The 23,295-nt window shown below is 45.4% G+C and carries 26 protein-coding genes, 1 rRNA gene and 2 other annotated features; of the genes, 26 read left to right on the top strand and 1 reads right to left on the bottom strand.

Annotated elements, in window-relative coordinates:
* Positions 1–146: 146 nt before the first annotated feature.
* From rrf to pssA, 8 genes are all read left to right on the top strand, one after another.
* Positions 147–263, top strand: a 5S ribosomal RNA gene (gene rrf / locus C558_RS0128725).
* A 533-nt stretch (positions 264–796) separates the two neighbouring features.
* Positions 797–1,264: a CtsR family transcriptional regulator gene (locus C558_RS0128720; RefSeq protein ID WP_018759745.1), complete on the top strand. Its 468-nt coding sequence runs from the start codon at positions 797–799 to the stop codon at positions 1,262–1,264.
* 27 nt (positions 1,265–1,291) lie between these two features.
* Positions 1,292–1,813: a protein-arginine kinase activator protein McsA gene (mcsA, locus tag C558_RS0128715; protein WP_018759744.1), complete on the top strand. Its 522-nt coding sequence runs from the start codon at positions 1,292–1,294 to the stop codon at positions 1,811–1,813.
* 29 nt (positions 1,814–1,842) lie between these two features.
* Positions 1,843–2,904, top strand: coding sequence for a protein-arginine kinase McsB (gene mcsB / locus C558_RS0128710; protein ID WP_018759743.1), 1,062 nt, complete (start codon positions 1,843–1,845; stop codon positions 2,902–2,904).
* 38 nt (positions 2,905–2,942) lie between these two features.
* Positions 2,943–5,366 carry an ATP-dependent protease ATP-binding subunit ClpC gene (gene clpC, locus C558_RS0128705; RefSeq protein WP_018759742.1) on the top strand — a complete coding sequence of 808 codons (2,424 nt, stop codon included), beginning with the start codon at positions 2,943–2,945 and terminating at the stop codon, positions 5,364–5,366.
* Positions 5,367–5,529: 163 nt separating this feature from the next.
* Positions 5,530–6,897 carry a DNA repair protein RadA gene (gene radA / locus C558_RS0128700; protein WP_018759741.1) on the top strand — a complete coding sequence of 456 codons (1,368 nt, stop codon included), beginning with the start codon at positions 5,530–5,532 and terminating at the stop codon, positions 6,895–6,897.
* Between the two features lie 15 nt (positions 6,898–6,912).
* Entirely contained in the window at positions 6,913–7,989 is a 1,077-nt protein-coding gene (gene disA / locus C558_RS0128695; RefSeq protein WP_018759740.1) for a DNA integrity scanning diadenylate cyclase DisA, read from the top strand.
* A gap of 54 nt (positions 7,990–8,043) precedes the next feature.
* Positions 8,044–8,790, top strand: a complete 747-nt coding sequence (pssA, locus tag C558_RS0128690; protein WP_018759739.1) for a CDP-diacylglycerol--serine O-phosphatidyltransferase — start codon at positions 8,044–8,046, stop codon at positions 8,788–8,790.
* A gap of 85 nt (positions 8,791–8,875) precedes the next feature.
* Here pssA and C558_RS0128685 read toward each other — a convergent pair whose 3' ends face one another.
* Positions 8,876–9,265: a nucleoside triphosphate pyrophosphohydrolase family protein gene (locus C558_RS0128685; protein ID WP_018759738.1), complete on the bottom strand. Its 390-nt coding sequence runs from the start codon at positions 9,263–9,265 to the stop codon at positions 8,876–8,878.
* A 167-nt stretch (positions 9,266–9,432) separates the two neighbouring features.
* On the opposite strand from C558_RS0128685, the gene C558_RS0128680 reads away from it, so the two are divergent.
* From C558_RS0128680 to C558_RS0128595, 18 genes are all read left to right on the top strand, one after another.
* Positions 9,433–10,512 (top strand): PIN/TRAM domain-containing protein, encoded by a 1,080-nt coding sequence (locus tag C558_RS0128680; protein ID WP_018759737.1) that lies wholly within the window; start codon positions 9,433–9,435, stop codon positions 10,510–10,512.
* 162 nt (positions 10,513–10,674) lie between these two features.
* A complete protein-coding gene (gene ispD, locus C558_RS0128675; RefSeq protein ID WP_018759736.1) occupies positions 10,675–11,373 on the top strand; it encodes a 2-C-methyl-D-erythritol 4-phosphate cytidylyltransferase in 699 nt (232 codons plus the stop codon).
* A complete protein-coding gene (gene ispF, locus C558_RS0128670) occupies positions 11,370–11,852 on the top strand; it encodes a 2-C-methyl-D-erythritol 2,4-cyclodiphosphate synthase (RefSeq protein ID WP_018759735.1) in 483 nt (160 codons plus the stop codon). Before ispD ends, ispF begins: the two co-directional genes overlap by 4 nt.
* A 60-nt stretch (positions 11,853–11,912) precedes the next feature.
* Positions 11,913–13,370 (top strand): glutamate--tRNA ligase, encoded by a 1,458-nt coding sequence (gltX, locus tag C558_RS0128665; protein ID WP_018759734.1) that lies wholly within the window; start codon positions 11,913–11,915, stop codon positions 13,368–13,370.
* A gap of 96 nt (positions 13,371–13,466) precedes the next feature.
* Positions 13,467–13,712, top strand: a binding site (T-box leader).
* A gap of 58 nt (positions 13,713–13,770) precedes the next feature.
* Positions 13,771–14,427, top strand: coding sequence for a serine O-acetyltransferase (cysE, locus tag C558_RS0128660; protein ID WP_018759733.1), 657 nt, complete (start codon positions 13,771–13,773; stop codon positions 14,425–14,427).
* 3 nt (positions 14,428–14,430) lie between these two features.
* Positions 14,431–15,831 (top strand): cysteine--tRNA ligase, encoded by a 1,401-nt coding sequence (gene cysS, locus C558_RS0128655; protein WP_018759732.1) that lies wholly within the window; start codon positions 14,431–14,433, stop codon positions 15,829–15,831.
* 13 nt (positions 15,832–15,844) lie between these two features.
* Complete coding sequence (locus C558_RS0128650) at positions 15,845–16,291, top strand: Mini-ribonuclease 3 (RefSeq protein ID WP_018759731.1); 447 nt, start codon at positions 15,845–15,847, stop codon at positions 16,289–16,291.
* A 20-nt stretch (positions 16,292–16,311) separates the two neighbouring features.
* A complete protein-coding gene (gene rlmB / locus C558_RS0128645; RefSeq protein ID WP_018759730.1) occupies positions 16,312–17,055 on the top strand; it encodes a 23S rRNA (guanosine(2251)-2'-O)-methyltransferase RlmB in 744 nt (247 codons plus the stop codon).
* Between the two features lie 3 nt (positions 17,056–17,058).
* Positions 17,059–17,598 (top strand): NYN domain-containing protein, encoded by a 540-nt coding sequence (locus tag C558_RS0128640; protein ID WP_018759729.1) that lies wholly within the window; start codon positions 17,059–17,061, stop codon positions 17,596–17,598.
* Between the two features lie 169 nt (positions 17,599–17,767).
* Complete coding sequence (gene sigH / locus C558_RS0128635) at positions 17,768–18,418, top strand: RNA polymerase sporulation sigma factor SigH (protein WP_018759728.1); 651 nt, start codon at positions 17,768–17,770, stop codon at positions 18,416–18,418.
* A 315-nt stretch (positions 18,419–18,733) separates the two neighbouring features.
* The gene (gene rpmG, locus C558_RS33510) at positions 18,734–18,883 is read left to right on the top strand and encodes a 50S ribosomal protein L33 (protein ID WP_078502963.1); all 150 of its coding nucleotides are present in this window, start codon (positions 18,734–18,736) and stop codon (positions 18,881–18,883) included.
* A gap of 57 nt (positions 18,884–18,940) precedes the next feature.
* Positions 18,941–19,111, top strand: coding sequence for a preprotein translocase subunit SecE (gene secE, locus C558_RS0128630; protein WP_051106939.1), 171 nt, complete (start codon positions 18,941–18,943; stop codon positions 19,109–19,111).
* Between the two features lie 22 nt (positions 19,112–19,133).
* The gene (nusG, locus tag C558_RS0128625; protein ID WP_018759726.1) at positions 19,134–19,667 is read left to right on the top strand and encodes a transcription termination/antitermination protein NusG; all 534 of its coding nucleotides are present in this window, start codon (positions 19,134–19,136) and stop codon (positions 19,665–19,667) included.
* Positions 19,668–19,732: 65 nt separating this feature from the next.
* Complete coding sequence (gene rplK, locus C558_RS0128620) at positions 19,733–20,158, top strand: 50S ribosomal protein L11 (RefSeq protein ID WP_018759725.1); 426 nt, start codon at positions 19,733–19,735, stop codon at positions 20,156–20,158.
* 158 nt (positions 20,159–20,316) lie between these two features.
* Positions 20,317–21,009 (top strand): 50S ribosomal protein L1, encoded by a 693-nt coding sequence (gene rplA / locus C558_RS0128615; RefSeq protein WP_018759724.1) that lies wholly within the window; start codon positions 20,317–20,319, stop codon positions 21,007–21,009.
* A gap of 85 nt (positions 21,010–21,094) precedes the next feature.
* Positions 21,095–21,248 (top strand) — a sequence feature (ribosomal protein L10 leader region).
* A gap of 28 nt (positions 21,249–21,276) precedes the next feature.
* Complete coding sequence (gene rplJ, locus C558_RS0128610; protein ID WP_018759723.1) at positions 21,277–21,780, top strand: 50S ribosomal protein L10; 504 nt, start codon at positions 21,277–21,279, stop codon at positions 21,778–21,780.
* Between the two features lie 53 nt (positions 21,781–21,833).
* Entirely contained in the window at positions 21,834–22,196 is a 363-nt protein-coding gene (rplL, locus tag C558_RS0128605) for a 50S ribosomal protein L7/L12 (RefSeq protein ID WP_018759722.1), read from the top strand.
* Positions 22,197–22,563: 367 nt separating this feature from the next.
* Positions 22,564–23,172 (top strand): class I SAM-dependent methyltransferase, encoded by a 609-nt coding sequence (locus C558_RS0128595; RefSeq protein ID WP_018759720.1) that lies wholly within the window; start codon positions 22,564–22,566, stop codon positions 23,170–23,172.
* Positions 23,173–23,295: the final 123 nt, after the last annotated feature.

Here is a 23,295-nt window from a genome sequence, read left to right as displayed (position 1 = left end):
AGGGCTTATCCTAAAACATAAAACGCAAATTTATTTCGCATCCGGTTTTCAGGGAGCAAAAAGAAAAGCATAGCTGCCAAGCGCAGTGATGTGGATCAGAATGCTTGCAGCATGTGGTAATGCTGTAAACCTGAATTAGTAATTCGTTTGGTGTCGATGGCGGAGGGGTTCCACGCGTACCCATCCCGAACACGACCGTTAAGCCCTCTAGCGCCGATGGTACTTGGACCGCAGGGTCCTGGGAGAGTAGGACGATGCCAAGCAGCTAAAGACCACTTTTGAGATTCATTTCTCGAAGGTGGTCTTTTTTATGTTGATAACTTCTAATTAGCGTAGCCATTATCAACAGATTTTTGAACCAAGAATATGTGAAAGTATTTATCCACACTGTGGATAAATGTTAATCAATGCTTGATCGACATAATATACATATTTTCAACAGGATCATCCACGGAATCATACACACCATCCACAAACTCATCCACATGATTAACAAGCCATACTCAACATTATGTATAACTTTATTTTGAAAATAAAATTATCCCCAGCTTTGATAGGATGACGAAAATCCCAAGGATTTGAATTGAACAAGGTACAGTTGAGGTATGGAATGATATATTATGTCAGAGGTGAGCGTAAAGGGTATATTTCTTATTAGAAATGCAACAATAATAAGAGGGAAGAGATGTTGAAAGTGTGTGGGAAAAGTGATATCATGTTTATAAAGTCAAAGAAAGTCAAGGTCAACTAAACGCCAATGTTTTGACCTTTACATTTCACCATGGAGGATGAATCAATGCGTAATATCTCTGATATTATAGAACAATATCTGAAGAGTATTCTGCATGAGAGTCCGGGCAGTATGATTGAAATTCAACGCAATGAATTAGCCGATCAATTCTCATGTGTCCCGTCACAGATCAATTATGTGATCAGCACGCGATTTACCCTCGAAAAGGGATATGTTGTAGAGAGTAAACGCGGAGGCGGCGGGTATATACGGATTCAACGAATTCAATTGCCTGCGGAACAGGCGATTCAAGAGCATTTACGGCACACCATCGGTGACCGCATCGAACAAGGGGCCGCGGAGGGGCTGATCTATCAATTAGAAGAAGCCCGTATGATTACAAGGCGTGAAGCGAATCTGCTTCGTGCTGCAGTAAATCGCGATGTGCTCGTGATCAAGCTTCCGCTCCGTGACGAACTCAGGGCGAGCCTGCTTCGCGCGATGCTGTTATCTTTGCTGATGCATAAGAAGTAGTAAGTTAGATCGAAGGAGGTCCTTTACATGGTCTGTCAAGAATGCGGTAAGAAGCCTGCGACATTGCATTTCACGAAAATCGTGAATGGTGAGAAAACGGAATTTCATATTTGTGAATCTTGTGCCCGTGAGAAAGGCGAATTGATTCCGGGAACAGCGAATGGGTTCTCTATTCATAGCTTATTATCGGGATTGCTCGATTTTGATCCGACAGGTAAAGGCAGTTCAACGAGTACCAAAGCACAGACGATTCGATGTGATGAATGTGGATTAACTTATTCACAATTCAGCAAGATAGGACGATTCGGATGTAGTTCATGTTATAAGCATTTTGAGGATCGTCTCGACCCGTTATTCAAAAGAGTTCACGGCAATACCAAACACATCGGCAAAATTCCTAAACGTCGCGGAGGCTCAATTCAAAACAAACGAGAGCTTGAGGAATTAAAGAAGCAGTTGCAATACCGCATTATTCACGAAGAGTTTGAGGATGCTGCTCAAATCCGTGATCAAATACGGGAGCTGGAAAAACGAATTTCTGCAGGATAACATGTCATAGTGCAGTGGAGGGATGTTGGATGGAAGCTCATAAATTCACAGAGAAGGCATTAAGCGAATGGATGCGTGGGAGAGGCCCAGACTCAGACATCGTTATTAGCAGCCGCGTTCGGATTGCGCGTAACTTGGATAACCTTCCATTCCCGATGCTGGCAACAAATCAGCAGTCCAAAGAAATTCTGGAACGATTAAGCCAAGTGGTGCAGGTCAAAGGAATGAAGGAAATCGGTAACTTCTCCGAAGTATTATTAGCCGATATGAGTGAGCTCGATAAACGCGTATTGGTTGAGAAACATCTGATTAGTCCGAATTTGGCGAATGAATCCCGTAATGGGGCTGTCATTATTAGCGATAATGAAGCAGCTAGCATTATGATTAATGAAGAAGATCATCTTCGTATACAATGTCTTTACCCTGGCTTTCAATTAGAAGAAGCTTGGGACCTCGCTAGCAGGATTGACGATGTTTTTGAAGAACAAGTAGATTATGCATTTGATGAGGCACGCGGATATTTGACCAGCTGTCCTACAAATGTAGGTACTGGAATTCGGGCATCGGTGATGATTCATCTGCCTGCTCTCGTCTTAACGCAACAAATGAATCGATTGCTACCGGCAATTACACAGGTAGGTCTAGCCGTTCGAGGTATCTATGGTGAAGGTAGTGAATCGATCGGGAACTTGTTCCAGATATCGAATCAGATCACCTTGGGTCAATCCGAGAAGGAAATCATTGATAATTTGCATAGTGTGGCAAGACAAATCATTGAACATGAGAAAGCGGCGCGGGAGAAGATTATGCTTGAATCCCCGATTCGCATTAAAGACCGTATCCGGAGATCCTTCGGCATACTAACGCATGCGGAAGTGATGGATTCAAAAGAGGCATCGCAACGGCTATCCGATGTTCGGCTTGGCCTAGATCTCGGTCTAATCGATCATGTTTCATCCGATGTATTGAATGAACTGATTGTGATGTCCCAGACCGGATTCCTACAGCAAGTATACGGTCGCAAGTTAAATACAGAAGAAAGAGATATTTATCGCGCGGCATTAATACGCGATAAGCTTTCTAAATCATAAATTCTAGTTATAATTAGTTTAAGCGGAGGTGTATAGATATGATGTTTGGAAGATTTACAGAGCGAGCACAGAAAGTATTGGCATTAGCGCAAGAAGAAGCCGTGCGTCTAGGTCACAACAATATTGGTACGGAGCATATTCTTCTTGGACTGATTCGTGAAGGAGAAGGCATTGCAGCCAAAGCCTTGATTGCGCTTGGACTGGGACTTGAGAAGATTCAAGACGAAGTCGAATCTTTGATTGGTCGTGGACAGGAGCAACCAACGAATATTGCTTATACGCCTCGTGCGAAGAAAGTCATTGAACTGTCCATGGACGAAGCACGTAAGTTGGGTCATACGTATGTAGGCACGGAACATATCCTTCTTGGATTGATTCGCGAAGGCGAAGGCGTGGCAGCACGTGTACTCAATAATCTAGGCATTAGCTTAAATAAGGCGCGTCAGCAAGTGTTGCAGCTCCTAGGCAGCAGCGAAGCTGTATCGAGTCATCATGGAACACCTGCGAATGTCAGCACACCGACGCTCGATTCACTCGCGCGTGATTTAACGGCATTTGCGAAAGACGGGAACTTAGATCCTGTAATCGGCCGCAGTAATGAAATTGAACGCGTGATTCAAGTCTTGAGCCGTAGAACGAAGAATAATCCGGTCCTTATCGGGGAGCCAGGGGTTGGTAAGACGGCAATTGCAGAAGGACTTGCACAACGTATTATCCAGAACGAAATTCCTGAGACGCTGCGAGATAAGCGTGTTATGACCTTGGATATGGGCTCCGTCGTAGCCGGGACCAAATATCGCGGGGAATTCGAAGATCGTCTGAAGAAGATCATGGACGAAATTCGCCAAGCGGGGAATATCATTCTATTCATAGATGAACTTCATACCTTAATCGGTGCAGGCGGAGCAGAAGGCGCTATTGACGCATCGAATATTCTCAAACCTTCTCTAGCACGGGGTGAGTTGCAATGTATTGGTGCGACGACACTCGATGAATACCGCAAGTACATTGAGAAAGATGCTGCACTAGAACGTCGATTCCAGCCGATTACGGTAGATCAGCCTTCCCCAGAGGAAGCGATCCAAATCTTGCATGGACTGCGTGACCGTTACGAAGCCCACCACCGGGTGAAAATTACAGATGAAGCCATTGAAGCAGCGGTGAAATTGTCAGACCGTTACATCACGGATCGGTTCTTACCGGACAAAGCGATCGATTTGATCGATGAAGCAGGTTCGAAGGTAAGGCTGAATTCGTATACGGTACCGCCGAATTTGAAGCAGCTCGAGAATCGTCTTGAAGATATTCGCAAAGAAAAAGATGCAGCTGTACAGAGCCAAGAGTTCGAGAAAGCAGCGGCACTTCGCGATACAGAACAGAAGATGCGGGAAGAGCTGGATCTGACGAAGAATCAGTGGAAAGAGAAGCAAGGACGCACCGATTCGGAAGTTACGCCAGATGATATTGCGCAGATCGTAGCGAGCTGGACGGGAATTCCGGTTCGTAAGTTGGCTGAAGAAGAGACCGAGCGTTTGCTCAAGATGGAATCCATTCTTCATGAGCGTGTCATCGGTCAAGAAGAAGCGGTTAAGGCTGTCAGCCGTGCGGTACGTCGTGCACGTGCAGGTCTGAAGGATCCGAAACGTCCAATTGGCTCATTCATCTTCTTAGGTCCTACTGGGGTCGGTAAAACAGAATTAGCACGTGCCCTAGCGGAGTCCCTATTCGGTGATGAGAATGCAGTCATTCGGATCGATATGTCCGAGTATATGGAGAAACATTCGACATCACGTCTGGTCGGAGCGCCTCCAGGATATGTTGGTTATGAAGAGGGCGGTCAATTAACGGAGAAAGTTAGACGCAAGCCATATTCGGTTGTGTTGCTCGATGAAATCGAGAAAGCGCACCCTGAAGTGTTTAACATCTTGCTTCAGGTACTGGAGGATGGACGTCTTACAGATTCTAAAGGCCGTGTCGTAGATTTCCGTAATACGTTGATCATTCTGACTTCGAACGTCGGTGCAGAGGCAATCAAGCGTAATTCTACCCTTGGCTTCACCGCATCGAATGACTCCGGCAAAGATTATAACAACATGAAGGATAAAGTGATGGGCGAGCTGAAGAAGAGCTTCCGTCCAGAGTTCTTGAACCGGATTGATGAGATCATTGTTTTCCATTCGCTCAGTGAAGAGAATATTGCACAGATCGTGTCTCTCATGGCGGAAGATCTTCGTCATCGACTGAAGGAACAAGAAGTCGACTTCACGTTGACGGACAAAGCGAAAGCTTTCCTCGCGAAGGAAGGGTTTGATCCCGCTTACGGTGCGCGTCCGTTGCGTCGTGCGATTCAGAAACATATTGAAGATCGTCTCTCGGAAGAGCTCTTAATGGGTAAAATTTCGAAGGGTGACAGCTTAACCATTGATGAGCAGGAAGGCAATTTGGTCGTTCTGCATCATTAAAATAACCTTTTTCGTACGTATTCAACGTATATTGAACCCGGAACCTATAAGGTTTCGGGTTTTCCTTTTCTCTCATGATTAAAAATGGTAAAATTGAAAGAAGTACGAAATTTGCGAAAACAGTCATTTTTCGCCAAAGATGAATGTTAGTTAGGAGAGCGAAATGGCGAAAGTCAAAACAAAATTTTATTGTACCGAATGCGGTCACGAGACAGCGAAATGGTTCGGCAAATGTCCTGGTTGCATGAGCTGGAATACCATGGTCGAAGAGACCCAGACAGTAGTCAAGACGCAAGGGATGCAATCGCCCATTTTTCATACGAAAGAAAAACCCCAATCCATCATACATATAGAGAGTGGTAAAGAACCTCGCATTCAGACACACATCGCTGAGCTTAATCGTGTTCTGGGCGGCGGATTTGTTCCCGGTTCATTAATTCTAGTAGGCGGTGATCCCGGTATTGGGAAATCCACGCTGCTGCTGCAGACGTCACATGCGCTTACAATAGCGGGGCTCAAGGTGCTCTATGTATCGGGCGAGGAATCGGTTCGCCAGACAAGACTGCGTGCCGATCGATTAAATGCATTGTCTGAGTCTCTATTCGTGTTATGTGAGACGAATCTCGAGCAGATAGAGGAAGCTATCGATGAGATCCAGCCTGATTTCCTCGTCATAGACTCGATTCAGACAGTATACCAACCCTCTGTAGCTTCGGCACCTGGTAGTGTCTCGCAAGTTCGTGAATGTACAGCGCATTTTATGCGTATTGCTAAGGTCAAGGGAATTGCGACCGTGCTCGTGGGGCATGTCACCAAGGAAGGAGCGATCGCAGGGCCGCGTTTATTGGAACATATGGTGGATTGTGTATTGTATTTCGAAGGGGAGCGGCATCATACATACCGATTGCTGCGTGCGGTGAAGAACCGATTCGGTTCGACCAATGAAATTGGCATTTTCGAGATGCAAGAAACAGGGCTTGAGGAAGTATCCAACCCATCGGAGTTGTTCTTATCAGAACGGCCTCTCGGGGTCGCGGGATCGACTGTTGTAGCTAGTGTGGAAGGAACTCGTCCAGTTCTTGTTGAACTCCAAGCTTTGGTAGCTTCGACGAATTTCCCGTCGCCACGGCGAATGTCGACAGGTGTCGATCACCAGCGGATGTCGCTTATTATTGCGGTGCTGGAGAAACGAATGGGCATGTTCTTGCAGAATCAGGACGCTTATTTGAATGTTGCGGGTGGCGTTAAGCTCGATGAGCCTGCGGTTGACCTTGCGATTGCCGTGAGTATTGCGTCAAGTTTTAAGGATGCACCAACACAGCCGTACGATGTATTTTTCGGTGAAATTGGACTAACTGGGGAAGTGCGAGCCGTATCACGTGTGGAACAGCGGGTCAAAGAGGCACACAAGCTTGGCTTCAAGCGTGTGATTATGCCTGAGAAAAGTATAAAGGGGTGGAAAGCGCCCAAGGGGATCGAAATTATCGGTGTTAACACCGTAGCGGAAGCGCTAAGAGCTGCATTAGGTTAGGGGGCATAATAGAGAATGAAAGAAACGGTTCAACAAGATAATGTAAATGATCTTCTTCGATTGGTAGCGCCAGGGACACCGTTTCGGGATGGGCTGGAGAATGTCCTTCGCGCGAAAACCGGGGGATTAATCGTTGTTGGATACAGTCCGGAAGTGATGGAAGTCGTAGATGGAGGATTCTCCATTAACTGTGATTTCTCGCCGAACTATCTGTACGAGCTTGCGAAGATGGATGGTGCGATCATTTTAAGTGAAGACTTAAAAAGAATCCTCTATGCCAATACGCAGCTTATCCCGGATTCATCGATTTCCTCCATTGAGACAGGGATTAGACATCGTACAGCGGAGCGGGTGGCTAAGCAGACGGGAAAGCTCGTCGTGTCCATATCCCAACGGCGTAATGTGATTACCCTATATCAAGGGAACTTACGTTATTCCCTCAAAGAAATTGGCGTCATCTTAACGAAAGCGAATCAAGCGATCCAGACGTTGGAGCGGTACAAAGTGGTGCTGAATCAAGCGCTGACGAACCTGACAGCCTCTGAATTTGAAGAGCTGGTTACATTGCAGGAAGTTGTGCATGTCGTACAGCGGTTCGAAATGGCGCTTCGAATCAAGCAGGAGATCAAACGATACATTCATGAGTTAGGTAATGAGGGCCGTTTGATTAGTATGCAGATGGAAGAATTGGTGGGTAATACCGAGGAAGACGCAAGGCTGTTGATCAAAGACTATGCGAAGGATATATCCGAGGAGAAGCTGAAGGAAATCTTCGTATGTCTTAAGAAGTGCAGCTCGGATGAACTGCTTGATGCACATTTTATTATTCGATTATTAGGGTACCAATCTTCGAACTTGATGACGGAAGAATCGGTTGCGCCACGTGGCTATCGCGTCCTGAGTAAAATCCCGCGCTTGCCGAATGTCATCATAAACAACTTGGTTCAGCGGTTCTACCAGCTGCCGCATGTAACCATGGCGACGATCGAAGAATTGGATGAAGTGGATGGAATTGGTGAAGTGCGTGCCCGTACGATTAAGGAAGGTCTTAAGCGTATCCAAGAACAGGTGTTTATTGACAGACAAATATAAATTGTCATACAATCAATGAATGACACTGGGGCATAGTAAATATGAGGTGAGTCTATGATAACAAAATCGATTCCGAACTTGTTTACGATTAGTAACTTGGTTCTCGGAATTATTTCCATCATATTAGTCTTTAACGGTGAGAATGATTACGCCGCTATTATGGTGATTATTGCTATGCTAATGGATGGGCTTGATGGCCATTTCGCTCGTGCGCTAAATGTGCAGAGTGATTTCGGGAAAGAGCTTGATTCCCTGTCTGATGTAATATCTTTTGGTGTAGCTCCAGCTTTTATTATGTATGTGACTGCGTTTACGCATTTGAACCCGTTGCTCGCATGGTCGGTAACGGCAATATTTCCGATTTGTGGTGCACTACGTCTTGCAAGGTTTAACGTTATATCGGGTACGCCAGGCTATTTCATTGGGCTTCCGATTCCGGCAGCGGGTGGCGTTCTCTGTACATTAGCGTTGTTCCATGCAGATCTTGCTACACCTTATCTTGTGATTAGTTCGTTATTGCTGTCGTATCTGATGGTTAGCCGTGTGAAATATCCGAACTTCAAGAAGGTTGGAATCCCTAAGAAGGCACTCTGGATCGCTCCGATCGTTATTATTATAGCTTTATTTCTTGCCCTTAGGTTCCCGGCACAGACGCCGAAATTGATTCTTATCCCGCTCGCATTCTATGCGTTGTATGGCTTAAAAAAAAACGTTGAGTTGGTATTCACCAAGCGACGTAAAAACAAGCGTGCAGCCTCCAAGGCAGAAGAGGCTTCGCGTTCTGATCAACTAAATAGCTGATTTACTCAAATAAAAAGCATTTATTTCGTTCTCCAAGGAGATCTGAAATAAATGCTTTTTTATTTTTTATATCAGTTTGATGGGACTACGATAAGTTGAAAAAGCCAAGTGTGGAGCATTTCTTCGATTCACTTTGCACAACATCATTCATTTTCACATCAAGCAAGTTACATAATGCCGACATGTAGAATAAGTTCCTACCGAGTTCGGCGGTAACCACTTCTCTGCAATTCTCGCAGAGTTGGCCGTTCAAATGGCTTGAAAGCTGATGATTGGTCTGCGTTATTTCCTCCGGATAAGATTGCTTGCTTGCATTCAGTTCGATACATCCGCATTCCGTAACCGCTTTCACGACAGAACGATTAACCGATGCGTTGGACTGGCCATATTTCGAGAGAACATCCAAGAGACTGCGGTGACGTAGTAACAATTCGGAGACCTGCTCCTGAAACGCTTGTAAAGTCGACTCACTCATGTGTATACACCTCGATTTATTAGTATTCTTGATTACAATCTTAAATGTCGAATCCGAATTTAACTCAATTATAAGTGAATGAATTACCAGTTATCAATGAAAAAAGTTCTATCTGCAAAGATTAGCTTGGATGAATTTGGACCATAATTGTAAAGGAGGTGAATCTTATGTTAAAAAAAGGAATACAAACCCTATGGTTGCTGTTAGGGGCTTGGGTTGGATTTGTGGTGTACTCACTCGCAGGAATTCAGACGACAGATTGGCTGCAATCGTTGTTCGGTGATGCAAGTGCACTGGTTGGAACTGTGTTATTTATGGGTATCAGTATGACGGTATTTTTGGTCTTATTTTCACTAGGTGGGGATTCGGTCTTGAGCCGGGTTCGGACTGGACTTGATAAGGTAACAAGCCTTCCTTTTGAACACGTATTTGCTGCATTTCTTGGACTTGTTGGTGGATTAGGTGTGGCTTACCTGTTAGAGCCGATCGTAGAATCGCTTGGTAATGTAATGGGCATTGTTCTGACATTGGCCTGTGGTGCTGCAGGGTTATGGCTAGGACTGCAACGGAGAGAAGAACTTGTAGCAATTATCACCCGAGGAAGAGGCAGTGGAGAAAGTCGGCCTGATCGTGGGAATGAGGAACATAAGATTCTGGATACCAGCGTCATTATTGACGGACGGATTGCAGACATTTGCAAGACAGGCTTTATCGAGGGCACCATTGTTATTCCAGAATTCGTACTCGAGGAACTTCAGCATATCGCGGATTCGTCGGACCTGTTGAAGCGGAATCGGGGGCGCAGAGGGCTGGATATTCTGAACAAAATTCAGAAAGAGCTTGAAGTGAAAGTGCTGATCTACGAAGGCGATTTTGATGAAATCTCCGAGGTGGATAGCAAGCTTGTGAAGCTGGCCAAAGTTCTCCAGGGTAAAGTGGTTACGAATGATTTCAATTTGAACAAAGTGTGTGAGCTGCAAGGGGTATCCGTACTTAATATTAATGATTTGGCTAACGCTGTGAAGCCGGTTGTATTGCCTGGTGAAGAAATTATCGTTCAAGTGATCAAAGATGGTAAGGAGCACGGTCAAGGCGTAGCTTACTTAGATGATGGCACGATGATCGTTGTCGAGGGTGGACGAGAGTATATCGGGACGACGATGGAAGTGCTCGTGACAAGTGTGCTACAGACTTCTGCAGGCCGGATGATCTTCGCAAAGCCGAAATTGTTGGAAAAAGCCCAATAATATTCCACACAAAGTGACGATGTGGCTTCGAAACTGATTCAGATACTTTGCGGGGGGCCTCGGATAATTATAAAGTCTAACATGTTAAAAAAGGGTTGTTGATCGCATATGTCGAATCTGTAGATAGATCAAACTATGTGAGATAGCAAGGCAGGGATATACATGAACAATCGGGTTGGCGCAGTCATCGTCGCCGCAGGCAAAGGATCAAGGATGGGGACACCGGAGAGCAAGCAATATTTGCTGCTGGAAGGGAAACCGATTCTTGTCCATACGTTGCTGCAATTCGAACAGATGACACTGATCGATGAGATCGTACTCGTCGTCGGCGCGCAGGATGTTGAACGTTGTACAGCGTGGATTAAGACCTATGGTCTTCAGAAAATAACAAAAATCGTCGCAGGTGGAGCGGAACGTCAATTTTCGGTCTATCAAGGGCTGCTCGCTCTGAATGCCGATTGGGTCTTTATCCATGATGGGGTCCGTCCTTTTGTGACGGAGGAGCGGGTTCGCGCTTGTTATGAAGCAGCAGTGCGTCATGGGGCAGCCGTCCTTGCTGTATCGGTGAAGGATACGATCAAACAGGTGAATGAAGCAGGTCGAATCGAACATACGCCAGACCGCCGCAGCTTGTGGGCTATCCAGACCCCACAGGCTTTTCGCTATGCGGATGTGGTTAGAGCGCATGAAGAGGCGCAGCGGGAGCAGTTCGTCGGGACCGATGATTCTATGTTGGTCGAGCGACTAGGATTGCCCGTGTATGTCGTTAAAGGGGATTATACGAATATCAAAATTACGACGCCAGACGATCTGGTATCGGCAGAGTTCTGGTTACAGCAAATGAGGGAGGAACAGCAATGATTCGAGTTGGACAAGGCTTTGATGTACATCAACTGGTAGAGGGAAGACCGTGCATTATCGGGGGGATTACGATTCCTTATGAGAAAGGGCTTCTAGGGCACTCAGATGCGGATGTGCTGCTTCATGCCATTAGTGATGCCATTCTTGGCGCACTCGGTCTTGGGGATATTGGCAAGCATTTTCCGGATACAGATGAACGGTTCAAGGATGCCGATAGCGTGAAGCTGCTGGAGGAAATCTGGGTGATGGCCAAAGATGCTGGGTATGGGCTGGGTAATCTAGACTGCACGATTATTGCGCAGAAGCCGAAGATGCTTCCTTATATCCCGCAAATGCAGGAACGGATTGCTCAGATGCTGGAAGCCGATGTAACGAAAATTAATGTGAAGGCAACGACGACAGAACAGCTTGGCTTTACGGGGCGCGGCGAAGGAATTGCAGCCCAGTCGGTTGTCTGCCTCATTCAGAATGTGCTATGATTAAGGGTATTTAAAGGCGATCAGTCGCAATTCTCCGCATGGAAAAGGAGCTAGAGTCCTATGACACAAGAAGTTCGTGTACGTTATGCGCCAAGCCCGACGGGACATTTACATATCGGTAATGCAAGAACGGCGCTATTCAACTATTTGTTCGCACGTCATCATAATGGAAAATTCATTATTCGTATTGAAGATACGGATCTCAAACGGAATATTGAGGGTGGGGAAGAAAGCCAGTTAACCTACCTAAAATGGCTTGGAATCACTTGGGATGAGAGTATTGATGTTGGCGGAGAGTACGGTCCATACCGTCAGACGGAACGTCTTGATATTTATAATCAATATGCCCAGCAGCTGATCGATGGTGGATTTGCATATAAATGTTATTGTACGGAAGAAGAGCTGGAGCAAGAGCGTGAAGAGCAGACAGCTCGCGGAGAAATGCCGCGTTATTCAGGTCGTCATCGGGATTTAACGGATGAGCAACGCGCTGCGTTCGAAGCAGAGGGCCGTGTACCGAGCATTCGCTTCCGTGTACCTGAAGGTAGAACCATTAGCTTCGATGATATGGTCAAAGGTTCGATTTCATTCGAATCCGATGTGTCCGGTGATTTCGTAATTGTGAAGAAAGATGGAATTGCAACATACAATTTCGCTGTTGTTATCGATGATTATCTGATGAAAATTTCGCATGTATTACGCGGAGAGGATCATGTCTCCAATACGCCTCGCCAGTTGATGATCTATGATGCACTTGGCTGGGAACCGCCGATATTTGGTCATATGACATTAATTGTGAATGAGCATCATAAGAAATTAAGTAAGCGTGATGAATCAATCATTCAATTTATCGAACAATATGATCAATTGGGTTACTTGCCGGAAGCGTTATTTAACTTCATCGCACTGCTCGGCTGGTCGCCTAAAGGCGAAGATGAGATCTTCGAGCGTGAGCAATTTATTGAAATCTTTGATGCAGGTCGCTTGTCGAAGAGTCCAGCGGTGTTCGATACGAACAAATTAAGCTGGTTAAATAATCACTATATTAAGAATGCAGAGCCAGCGCGCATCGCTGCGATAGCAATACCTCATCTGCAAAAAGCAGGATTGTTGCCGGCGTCGTTGTCCGAGGCAGAACAAGCTTGGGCGAATTCGCTCGTTGCGTTATACCAAGAGCAAATGCGCGCTGCTTCCGATATCGTTGAACTGTCTGCGTTATTCTTCCAAGATGAGATTCAAATGGATGAAGAAGGAGCAGCAGTTCTTGCGGAAGAGCAAGTGCCAGCTGTACTTACGGCATTCCTTGGCAAAGCGGAAGCTTTAACGGAGTTCACGGCAGATTCGCTTAAGACTGCGATCAAGGAAGTGCAGAAAGAAACGGGCACGAAAGGCAAACAATTGTTCATGCCGATTCGTGTGGCGTTAACGGGACAGACACATGGTCGCGATCTCAACGAGACGATTGCGCTTCTCGGACAAAATAAAGTCGTTGCAAGACTTCGTGCATTTTTGGCATAAGACGAGATCCCTCAATTAACAGATTTTCGTCTCTTGTCAGAGTGACATGTGTTGGATATAATTACAATCAACATCATTTCAATTTGATAAAAACCTCTAAAAGCGAAGAACAGGAGAAGTAAGCTGTAAGGCAAGGATTTCAGAGAGGGCAGCCATGGCTGGAAGTTGCCTAATCCTTAATGAGCTGAACATGCACCTGGGAGCTGTATTTCCGATCTGCTGTGCAGGGTAGGGGATATCGTGTCGTCCGCGTTAAGGACGCTAAAGTGAAGCACTTAAGATGATCGTGTAGCATCATCTTAGTGCTTAAGCAGAGTGGGACCGCGTTTGTACGTCTCTGCAGCAATGATTCATTGCTGTAGGGGCGTTTTCTATTTTGAGGGGATAGAAGGGGATCAGCATGTTTCAGAGAATGAGGTCGGATATTCAGACGGTGTTTGAGAACGACCCGGCGGCAAGAAGCAAGTTTGAAGTGGTCTTTACTTACTCAGGGTTGCATGCCATTTGGGCGCATCGATTGGCGAATTGGTTATTTAGACACCGGTGGTATAGTGTTGCGCGCGTCATTTCGCAGACGAGTCGATTTTTTACAGGGATCGAGATTCATCCCGGTGCTACACTCGGAGATCGGCTGTTTATTGACCATGGTATGGGGGTCGTCATTGGAGAGACATGTGAGATCGGCAACAATGTGGTGATCTATCAAGGCGTTACACTTGGGGGAACGGGGAAAGAAAAAGGTAAACGTCATCCAACGATCGGCAATAATGTGGTTATCGCGTCAGGAGCGAAAGTCCTCGGATCTTTTCGTGTAGGAGACAATGCGATGATCGGTGCCAATTCGGTCGTGCTTAATGAAGTGCCGCCGAACAGCACGGTTGTCGGGATTCCTGGACGTATCGTGAAGCAGGATGGGAAGCGGCTCGATCGCTTAAGCCATAATCAAGTATCGGACCCGATTATTGATCAATTCAGACAGATGCAAGAACAAATCGATCGACTGAAGAAGGAACTCAGCATCGTACAGGAACAACAACAAACGAAAGAGGGCGTGTAAAACATGGCGTTGCACATCTACAACACGATGAATCGAACGAAGGAGCTTTTTGAACCGCTTGAAGCGGGGAAGGTCCGTATGTACACATGCGGTCCTACGGTATATGATTACATTCATGTCGGGAATGCGCGTCCGGTTATTTTCTTCGATGTTGTTCGCCGTTATTTAGAAACGATTGGCTATGAAGTGAATTATGTAACGAATTTTACGGATGTGGATGATAAATTAATTCGTAAAGCAGAACAGCTGGGAACGACTGTGCCAGAAGTGGCAGAGCGTTATATCCAAGCATTCAATGAAGATATTGAAGGCCTTGGTGTTCGCCCGGCAACGATGAACCCGCGCGTAACGGAGAATATTGTAGAGATTGTGGAGTTCATCCAAAAGCTCGTCGATCAGGATTTTGCTTATGCAAGCCAAGGCGATGTCTATTTCCGTACGCAGAAGTTCAAGGACTATGGCAAGCTGTCTCACCAGAATATTGAAGAGTTGCAGTTCGGGATCCGGATTGAGGTTGATGAGCGTAAAGAGAATGCTGAGGACTTCGTCCTTTGGAAAGGCGCCAAACCAGGCGAGATCTATTGGAACAGCCCATGGGGCAACGGACGTCCAGGCTGGCATATCGAGTGTTCAGCAATGGTAAAACGCTATTTGGGGGATACTCTGGATATCCATGGCGGCGGTCAAGATTTGCAGTTCCCGCATCATGAGTGTGAGATTGCACAGTCGGAATCCGTAACCGGCAAGTCACTCGCGAACTACTGGATGCATAACGGCTATATCAATATCGATAATGAAAAAATGTCCAAATCACTCGGTAACGGCATTTCGGTCGTCGAGCTTCGTAAGAAATATAAAGCGCCTGTACTGCGGTACTTCATGCTGTCAGGCCACTATCGGAATCCGCTCAATTTCACGGAAGAAGTGATGGCACAAGCAGAGAACAGTGTATCGCGTATTGAGAATGCATATGCGAATTTACAGCACCGCCTACGGTCCGCTGTTGATCCGGGGGAGGCAAGCGAGGAGCTTACCGAGCGTCTTAGCCACATCCGTGAGCAATTCCATGCCAAAATGGATGATGACTTCAATACAGCGGATGCGATTACAGCGTGGTTTGACCTTGTGAGCGAGACGAATCTGGTTTTACAACGGGCTATCGTGAAAGCTGGCGAATTACAAGCGATTGCGGGGCTGTTCGATCATTTCAATGACGTATTGGGCCTAGTTGAGAACAAGTCGGAAGAACTACTGGATGAAGAGATCGAGAATCTGATTGCGGAGCGGGTTGACGCGCGTAAATCAAAAAATTGGGCGCGTGCGGATGAAATTCGTGACCTCCTAGCCGAGCAGAACATCGTGCTGGAAGATACCCCGCAAGGGATGCGTTGGCGCCGTAAATGAGAGCAGGTGAAGCATGAATTCGAATGAAGAGAAAGAAGCGGAGTATTGGTTCAGTTATCCGCCAGCGAAGAAACCGCAGTTGATGAATCCAATCGTACTCGCTTACATCGGCGATGCGATCTATGAGGTCGCGATTCGGCAATATTTAATTTCCCAGCCGAATCAGCGGCCGCATCATTTGCACCGGCAGGCAACGCAGTATGTGTCTGCCAAAGCACAGTGCAAATTTCTTGGGTTATGGATGCCGGTGTTAACGGAAGAAGAACAAGATGTTGTGCGTCAGGGACGTAATGCAAAGTCAGGTAGTGTTCCGAAGAACGCGGATGTTCTGGAGTACCGGCATGCGACGGCGTTTGAATGTCTCGTTGGATTTTTGTATTACAACAAACAAATGGATCGGCTGCAATATTTAATTGGACTCGCGATTGAACAGTCACAGCAAGAGAATCCAAAGACATAAAAGCTCGGGAGGCTATCACAATGGAAGAGTTTATTGCCGGGAAGCATTCAGTTATGGAGGCGCTTCGTTCCGGTCGCACAATCAATAAAATATGGATCGCAGATAACGCGCAGAAGCATCTTACGCTGCCGATCCTAGCTGAAGCGAAAAATGCAAAAATTGTCGTCCAAAATGCGGACAAACGTAAATTGGATCAAATGGTACCGGACGTGCAGCATCAAGGTGTTGTTGCACAAGTAGCAGCTTATGAATATGTAGAGGTTGAGGATATTCTGGCAGCTGCGCAGGAGCGGGGAGAAATGCCTTTTATTCTCATCTTGGATGAGATCGAAGATCCGCATAACCTCGGGTCTATCTTGCGTACGGCCGATTGCACGGGAGTACACGGTGTTATCATTCCGAAACGCCGCTCTGTCGGACTAACTGCAACAGTATCCAAGACTTCTGCAGGTGCAGTGGAGTACGTACCTGTTGCGCGGGTGACGAATCTTGCACAGACCATTGATCAGTTGAAGAAGGATGGCGTCTGGGTTATCGGAACGGATGTCGAGGCACAGGCAGAGCTATTCGATGCGAATCATTTCAATATGCCGATTGCGGTCATCATTGGGAATGAAAGCAAAGGAATGGGGCGTCTGTTAAAGGATAAATGCGATTTTCTCATCAAATTGCCTATGGCTGGACAGATTAATTCCTTGAATGCTTCCGTTGCCGCAGGTGTGTTCATGTACGAGGTTGTGAGACAGCGCAAGCAGCAAGGCTAGACCATGGGGAAGAAGCGAACACCGGACTTGCGGGATGTGATGCTCGTCGACGGTTACAATATGATCGGCTCCTGGCCGGAGCTGGTCACTTTGTCGCGTATCAGTCTGCAAGAAGCAAGGGATCATCTGTTGAATCGATTGGCAGACTATCAAGCTTTTTCGGGAAGACGTGTGATCGTTGTCTTTGATGCTTACCGCGTTCCTGGACTTGGCGGAGTATTCGCTCAGAATCAAATTTCCGTTCATTTCACAAAAGAGAAAGAAACAGCCGATGAATGTATAGAACGCTTCGTGCATGAACTGACGCATCGACGGAGACAGATTTATGTTGCCACTTCGGATTCTGTGGAGCAGCATGTCGCTTTTGGCCAGGGTGCTTTAAGAGTGTCTGCAAGAGAGCTATTGATCGAAATTGAGCATAGCAAACGCGAAGTTAAGACGTTTATTGAACGAGACCAACCAAGCAACAAGAGAAATCCATTAGAGAGCAAGATGAGTGCAGATATTCTTTCGAAGTTGGAACAAATGCGGCGAGGGAAATGACATTCTTTAATTAGTAAAATGATGAAATAATTGGTTATAAAAGTGATATTTTACTAAGTGTAATAGAATTTGGATGACCTTGGTTGACGGTATAGGTTACATAATATATACTGGAGTCTATACTTTAATGAGAGTTTCGTGCTGACGTTGCTGGGCGGAGGGATATTTGGTGAGTGTCGACCTCAAAGATTTAAAAATGTTCGATTATGACATCAGAGCAGACGAAGATATCGTTGATGCCGTCCGCGAAGGCGACAGTGATGCACTAGAGTACTTGATTAACAAGTACCGTAATTTTGTGCGCGCCAAAGCCCGCTCTTATTTTCTAATTGGTGCTGATAGAGAAGATATTATCCAAGAAGGTATGATAGGTTTATATAAATCGATTCGTGATTTTAAAGGGGACAAGTTCTCCTCGTTCAAAGCGTTTGCTGAGCTCTGCATCACGAGGCAGATTATTACGGCAATCAAGACGGCGACGCGGCAGAAGCATATACCACTTAATTCTTATGTTTCACTCGACAAACCCATCTACGATGAAGATTCTGATCGCACATTGATGGATGTCATTTGTGGTTCTAGAGTATCGGACCCGGAAGAATTGATTATTAATCAAGAAGAATTCGTGGGGCTGGAAGATAAGATGTCTGAGATCTTGAGTGATCTGGAGCGTAAAGTATTAATGCTGTACTTGGATGGTCGTTCTTATCAAGAGATAGCAGTGGATCTCAAGCGGCATGTGAAGTCGATTGATAATGCATTGCAGCGAGTAAAGCGCAAGTTGGAACGTTATTTAGAAGATCGTGATTTGGGATTGTAGACGGAAGGAGACTCGGGAGAGTCTTTTTTTATTTGTGGGACAAGTGAGATGGAAATCATGTATTTATTGGAAAATAGAGTGCGATAATCTATATACAAAAGATATATACTCGTTGATATATCAATAAGATCGATATAGAGGTTTATCTTTCCTGGGGCTGACCCATACTGTAATTAATCGAGAGAAGCTCTGCCCTTCGTTGACATGGGTTCACCTGTATGATAAAGTGTTTTAGGTAGCCCTAAATATGCGTACGTTTTTTTAGGATGAATTTAGACATATCTACTTATAGAATGTCTTCGGGAGGTGCACATCATGCGGGTAATTATAACGTTGGCTTGTACGAATTGTAAGCAAAGAAACTACACGACCAGCAAAAACAAGCGAAATCACCCCGACCGCATGGAGATGAAGAAATTTTGCAAGTATTGCAACGAGCAGACTTCTCATCGCGAAACAAGATAGTTTTTTGGAGGTGTCGTCGTGTCTTTCGTAGGTAGTGTAAAACGCAGCTTTGGTTCTATGTTTTCCTACATCTCAGAAAGTTGGGCTGAGCTTAAAAAGGTTCGCTGGCCAAGTCGTAAAGAGTTGACGAGCTATACGGTTGTTGTACTATTCACAATCATCGTTATTACTTTTTACTTCTGGGTTCTGGACATCGGAATTTCTTCGTTGGTCGAAGCGATAATTTAAGAAGGGTCCCGGGTGACTAGATATGGAGAAAAGATGGTACGTCGTTCATACCTACTCTGGGTATGAGAACAAGGTGAAAGCCAATTTAGAGAAGCGCGTCGAATCAATGGACATGACAGACAAGATTTTCCGTGTTCTTGTTCCTATGGAAGAAGAAGTGGTGAACAAAGACGGTAAGAAAAAGATCGTCATGCGTAAAGTTTACCCCGGGTATGTCTTGGTCGAAATGATCCAGACAGATGATTCTTGGTATGTTGTTCGCAATACGCCAGGAGTTACTGGATTCGTAGGTTCTACCGGATCCGGTTCCAAACCTACACCATTGTTGCCTGAAGAAGTGGAACAAATTCTGAAGCACATGGGTATGGAAGAGCCGAAACCGAAAATCGAATTCGATTTGAAGGAATCCGTGCGTATCAAAGTAGGACCTTTTGCGAATTTTGTTGGATCGGTAGAAGAGATTATTACCGAGAAGAGCAAGTTGAAAGTTCACGTCAATATGTTTGGGCGAGAAACCCCATTGGAGCTGGATTACACTCAAGTGGAGAAGATTTAATATCTGGTTTCTTGTGGGAGGGAATCATCCCGTCTACCACATTCTAGAGCAAGGAGGTTTTTCACATGGCTAAAAAGGTAATTAAAATGGTGAAACTGCAAGTTCCTGCAGGGAAAGCAAATCCAGCACCACCAATTGGTCCAGCTTTGGGTCAAGCAGGTGTTAACATTATGGCTTTCTGTAAAGAGTTCAATGCTCGTACAGCAGATCAAGCAGGTCTAATTATTCCTGTTGAAATCACTGTTTTTGAGGATCGTTCCTTTACATTTATCACTAAAACTCCACCGGCTGCAGTATTGCTTCGCGTTGCTGCTAAGATCGAAAAAGGATCTGGCGAACCGAACAAGAAGAAAGTTGCTACGGTTAAACGTGCGACTGTTCGCGAAATTGCTGAACAAAAAATGCCTGACTTGAACGCTGCATCTGTTGAAGCTGCAATGCGTATGGTTGAAGGTACTGCTCGCAGTATGGGAATCACAATCGCTGACTAATCCCAAGGGATCTGTAAGCATAAGTCCTACATTGTAGGCGTTTCACGACTTGCTTCGCAAGCGTGTATCGTGACCTGCTTCGCAGGCACGTCTCGACCAACTTCGTTGGCGAGTAAGTGGGAGGATTTTCCGCTAAAACCACAAAGGAGGAGAAACAAATGGCTAAACACGGTAAAAAATACCTAGAAGCTGCTAAGCTTATTGATAGCGAAGCAACTTACGAGTCTTTAGAAGCGATCGAGCTTGTTAAAAAGACTGCGACTGCAAAATTCGACGAGTCTGTTGAAGTTGCTGTTCGTTTGGGTGTAGACCCACGTAAACAAGACCAAGCAGTTCGCGGTGTTGTTGTCCTTCCTCACGGAACAGGTAAAACAAAACGCGTTCTTGTATTTGCTAAAGGTGACAAAGCGAAAGAGGCAGAAGCTGCTGGCGCGGATTTCGTTGGTGATGCTGACATGATCAACAAAATTCAACAAGGCTGGTTTGACTTTGATGTCTGCGTAGCTACACCTGACATGATGAGTGAAGTTGGTAAATTGGGTCGTCTACTTGGTGGTAAAGGCCTAATGCCAAACCCGAAAGCAGGAACTGTTACTTTCAACGTTACCCAAGCGGTCCAAGAGATCAAAGCGGGTAAAATTGAGTACCGTCTTGATAAAGCGGGTCAAATTCACGCTCCAATCGGTAAAGTATCTTTCGATGCTGAAAAATTAAACGAGAACTTGAAATCGTTGATCGATGCATTGAATCGTGCGAAACCGGCTGCAGCAAAAGGCGTATACTTGAAGAACATCTCTGTATCTTCGACTATGGGTCCTGGCGCTCGCGTAAACACAGCTTCTTACAGATAAGATCTTTCCAGTCACGGTAAGTGATGGGAAATGATGAAGTGGCATTGACTTTTGGAATGTGCCATGATAATCTATAAAAGTTGTTTGAAGTTGAATATGTTGACCGTAGACAGTAGGTGCTACTAAGCTTAATTTCCTACCGAGGTGTTATGATAAAGTCTTGTAGTGAAATTGCTATGCAAATTCAGTTACAGTCATCATGCCTTCGTAGTTTCTACGGAGGCTTTTTTAATGCTTCGTGTAGATTTAATATAGGAGGTGTACAGATTGGCAAACGCAAAAGTTATCCAAGCTAAACAAGAAGCTGTTGAAGTTGTAACTGCAAAACTTCGCGAGAGTGCGAGCACGGTTGTTGCAGATTACCGCGGATTGAACGTTGCTCAAGTAACTGAGCTTCGTAAACAACTTCGTGAAGCTGGTATTGAATTCCAAGTTTTGAAGAACTCTTTGGTACGTCGTGCGACTGCTGAAGCTAATTTGTCGGAATTGGATGAAGTATTAACAGGTCCTACAGCGATCGCTTTCAGTACAGAAGATGCTGTTGCTCCTGCGAAAATTCTTAACAATTTCGCAAAGAAAAACGACGCTCTTAAAATTAAAGGTGGCGTTGTAGAAGGTCAAGTTGTTGGCGTAGAAGCGATCAAAGCTCTTGCTGAACTTCCTTCCCGCGAAGGCTTGCTCTCCATGTTGCTTAGCGTCCTTCAAGCTCCTGTGCGTAACTTCGCACTTGCAGTTAAAGCTGTTGCTGAGAAACAAGAAGAAACTGCTTAAACCAATGATGCAGCTTGCATCCTAAAACTATAATAATAATTGGAGGTTCTACCATGAGTAAAGAACAAATCTTAGAAGCAATTAAAGGTATGAACGTTTTGGAATTGAACGATCTTGTTAAAGCAATCGAAGAAGAATTCGGCGTAACAGCTGCAGCTCCTGTAGCAGTTATGGCTGGTGGCGGCGCTGCTGAAGCTGCTGAACAAACTGAATTCGACGTAATTTTGACAAGCGCTGGCGCTTCCAAAATCAACGTAATCAAAGTTGTTCGTGAAGTTACAGGCCTTGGCTTGAAAGAAGCTAAAGATCTTGTTGACAACGCACCAAAACCACTTAAAGAAAAAGTTGCCAAAGAAGAAGCAGAAGCAGTTAAAGCTAAGCTTGAAGAAGCTGGCGCAGCAATCGAAGTTAAGTAATTTCGGTTTAGATAAGAAGAAGCCTTCCTGGCAACAGGGAGGCTTCTTTTGCGTAGATAGGAAGGATCCTTGTACCTCTTTGATGTCATCCCCCTAAGTCCCCCTTTGTAAGGGGGATTCCGAGGGCTCACCCTCTGGACACCCGAAAGTTTGTCGAATGAGCTAGAGATGTGGAGAGAAGTTACTGATATGCTATTGGGCGCTTTCGCCCTACGGTCACGCTTCGACTTCTGGCGCGGAAAAAGGGGCAATAAACTTGTGTTGTACGACGTTTATTTCAAAATGAAAAGATTAAAGACAAGTGCGATTTGAGTTAGGGGGCGTTTATTGTATAATACAAAACAGGATAAGAACAGGAGGACGGATAATGTCAGAGCATTATTACTCGAACAAGCCCTCTGTGGCTCACCAACGCAATACGATTGAAGAAACTTTACGCGGTAAGAAACTTCGCTTTGTGACAGATGCAGGTGTATTTTCAAAGGGCGGGGTGGATTACGGAAGTAAGGTTCTAATTGATATGATGGAGATCCCCGAACAAGCGAAGGTTCTCGACGTAGGCTGTGGATATGGTCCGATTGGTTTCTCGGCCGCACTTATGGCGCCGCAAGGGCATGTAACTATGCTTGATGTGAATGAGAGGGCGGTTGAGCTCGCGAAAGAGAATGCCAGAGCGAATGGGATACATAACGTGACGATTGAGCAGAGTGATCTGTTTGAGAAGGTAGTAGGTAAGACATTCGATGTGATTCTTACGAATCCGCCGATTCGTGCAGGAAAAGAGACGGTTCACCGTATTTTTACGGAAGCTTATGATCATTTGAATGCAGATGGGCAACTATGGATTGTGATTCAGAAGAAACAAGGTGCACCATCGGCGAGAGCGAGGCTGGAAGAACTCTTCGGTGAGGATGAGGTTGAAGAGGTAGGCAAGGATAAGGGTTACCGTATTTTTAAGTCTACAAAAAGAGTATAACCCTGGTATTAGAAAGGATAGAAATCTTGACTTGACTTTTCAGGTATGTTATTATTATAAAATGTCAGTATTAGGATGACCTAAATGTCTTTACCGCGTTAAAATGTCAAGCAAAATTTTTCG

This window comes from Paenibacillus terrigena DSM 21567 (genome assembly GCF_000374845.1).
Lineage (GTDB): Bacteria > Bacillota > Bacilli > Paenibacillales > Paenibacillaceae > Paenibacillus_K > Paenibacillus_K terrigena.
Note: the sequence above shows the minus strand (reverse complement) of the source record. Positions and strands in the feature narration are given on the sequence as shown.

Coding starts and splice junctions, on each gene's coding strand:
- C558_RS0128680 (WP_018759737.1), top strand. CDS start 9,433: ATGTTAAAAAAAGGAATACAAACCCTATGGTTGCTGTTAGGGGCTTGG.
- rlmB (WP_018759730.1), top strand. CDS start 16,312: ATGGAAGAGTTTATTGCCGGGAAGCATTCAGTTATGGAGGCGCTTCGT.
- disA (WP_018759740.1), top strand. CDS start 6,913: ATGAAAGAAACGGTTCAACAAGATAATGTAAATGATCTTCTTCGATTG.
- cysE (WP_018759733.1), top strand. CDS start 13,771: ATGTTTCAGAGAATGAGGTCGGATATTCAGACGGTGTTTGAGAACGAC.
- cysS (WP_018759732.1), top strand. CDS start 14,431: ATGGCGTTGCACATCTACAACACGATGAATCGAACGAAGGAGCTTTTT.
- ispD (WP_018759736.1), top strand. CDS start 10,675: ATGAACAATCGGGTTGGCGCAGTCATCGTCGCCGCAGGCAAAGGATCA.
- rplL (WP_018759722.1), top strand. CDS start 21,834: ATGAGTAAAGAACAAATCTTAGAAGCAATTAAAGGTATGAACGTTTTG.
- mcsA (WP_018759744.1), top strand. CDS start 1,292: ATGGTCTGTCAAGAATGCGGTAAGAAGCCTGCGACATTGCATTTCACG.
- ispF (WP_018759735.1), top strand. CDS start 11,370: ATGATTCGAGTTGGACAAGGCTTTGATGTACATCAACTGGTAGAGGGA.
- radA (WP_018759741.1), top strand. CDS start 5,530: ATGGCGAAAGTCAAAACAAAATTTTATTGTACCGAATGCGGTCACGAG.
- pssA (WP_018759739.1), top strand. CDS start 8,044: ATGATAACAAAATCGATTCCGAACTTGTTTACGATTAGTAACTTGGTT.
- secE (WP_051106939.1), top strand. CDS start 18,941: ATGTTTTCCTACATCTCAGAAAGTTGGGCTGAGCTTAAAAAGGTTCGC.
- mcsB (WP_018759743.1), top strand. CDS start 1,843: ATGGAAGCTCATAAATTCACAGAGAAGGCATTAAGCGAATGGATGCGT.
- rplK (WP_018759725.1), top strand. CDS start 19,733: ATGGCTAAAAAGGTAATTAAAATGGTGAAACTGCAAGTTCCTGCAGGG.
- C558_RS0128650 (WP_018759731.1), top strand. CDS start 15,845: ATGAATTCGAATGAAGAGAAAGAAGCGGAGTATTGGTTCAGTTATCCG.
- C558_RS0128640 (WP_018759729.1), top strand. CDS start 17,059: ATGGGGAAGAAGCGAACACCGGACTTGCGGGATGTGATGCTCGTCGAC.
- nusG (WP_018759726.1), top strand. CDS start 19,134: ATGGAGAAAAGATGGTACGTCGTTCATACCTACTCTGGGTATGAGAAC.
- C558_RS0128685 (WP_018759738.1), bottom strand. CDS start 9,265: ATGAGTGAGTCGACTTTACAAGCGTTTCAGGAGCAGGTCTCCGAATTG.
- rpmG (WP_078502963.1), top strand. CDS start 18,734: ATGCGGGTAATTATAACGTTGGCTTGTACGAATTGTAAGCAAAGAAAC.
- rplA (WP_018759724.1), top strand. CDS start 20,317: ATGGCTAAACACGGTAAAAAATACCTAGAAGCTGCTAAGCTTATTGAT.
- gltX (WP_018759734.1), top strand. CDS start 11,913: ATGACACAAGAAGTTCGTGTACGTTATGCGCCAAGCCCGACGGGACAT.
- C558_RS0128595 (WP_018759720.1), top strand. CDS start 22,564: ATGTCAGAGCATTATTACTCGAACAAGCCCTCTGTGGCTCACCAACGC.
- clpC (WP_018759742.1), top strand. CDS start 2,943: ATGATGTTTGGAAGATTTACAGAGCGAGCACAGAAAGTATTGGCATTA.
- C558_RS0128720 (WP_018759745.1), top strand. CDS start 797: ATGCGTAATATCTCTGATATTATAGAACAATATCTGAAGAGTATTCTG.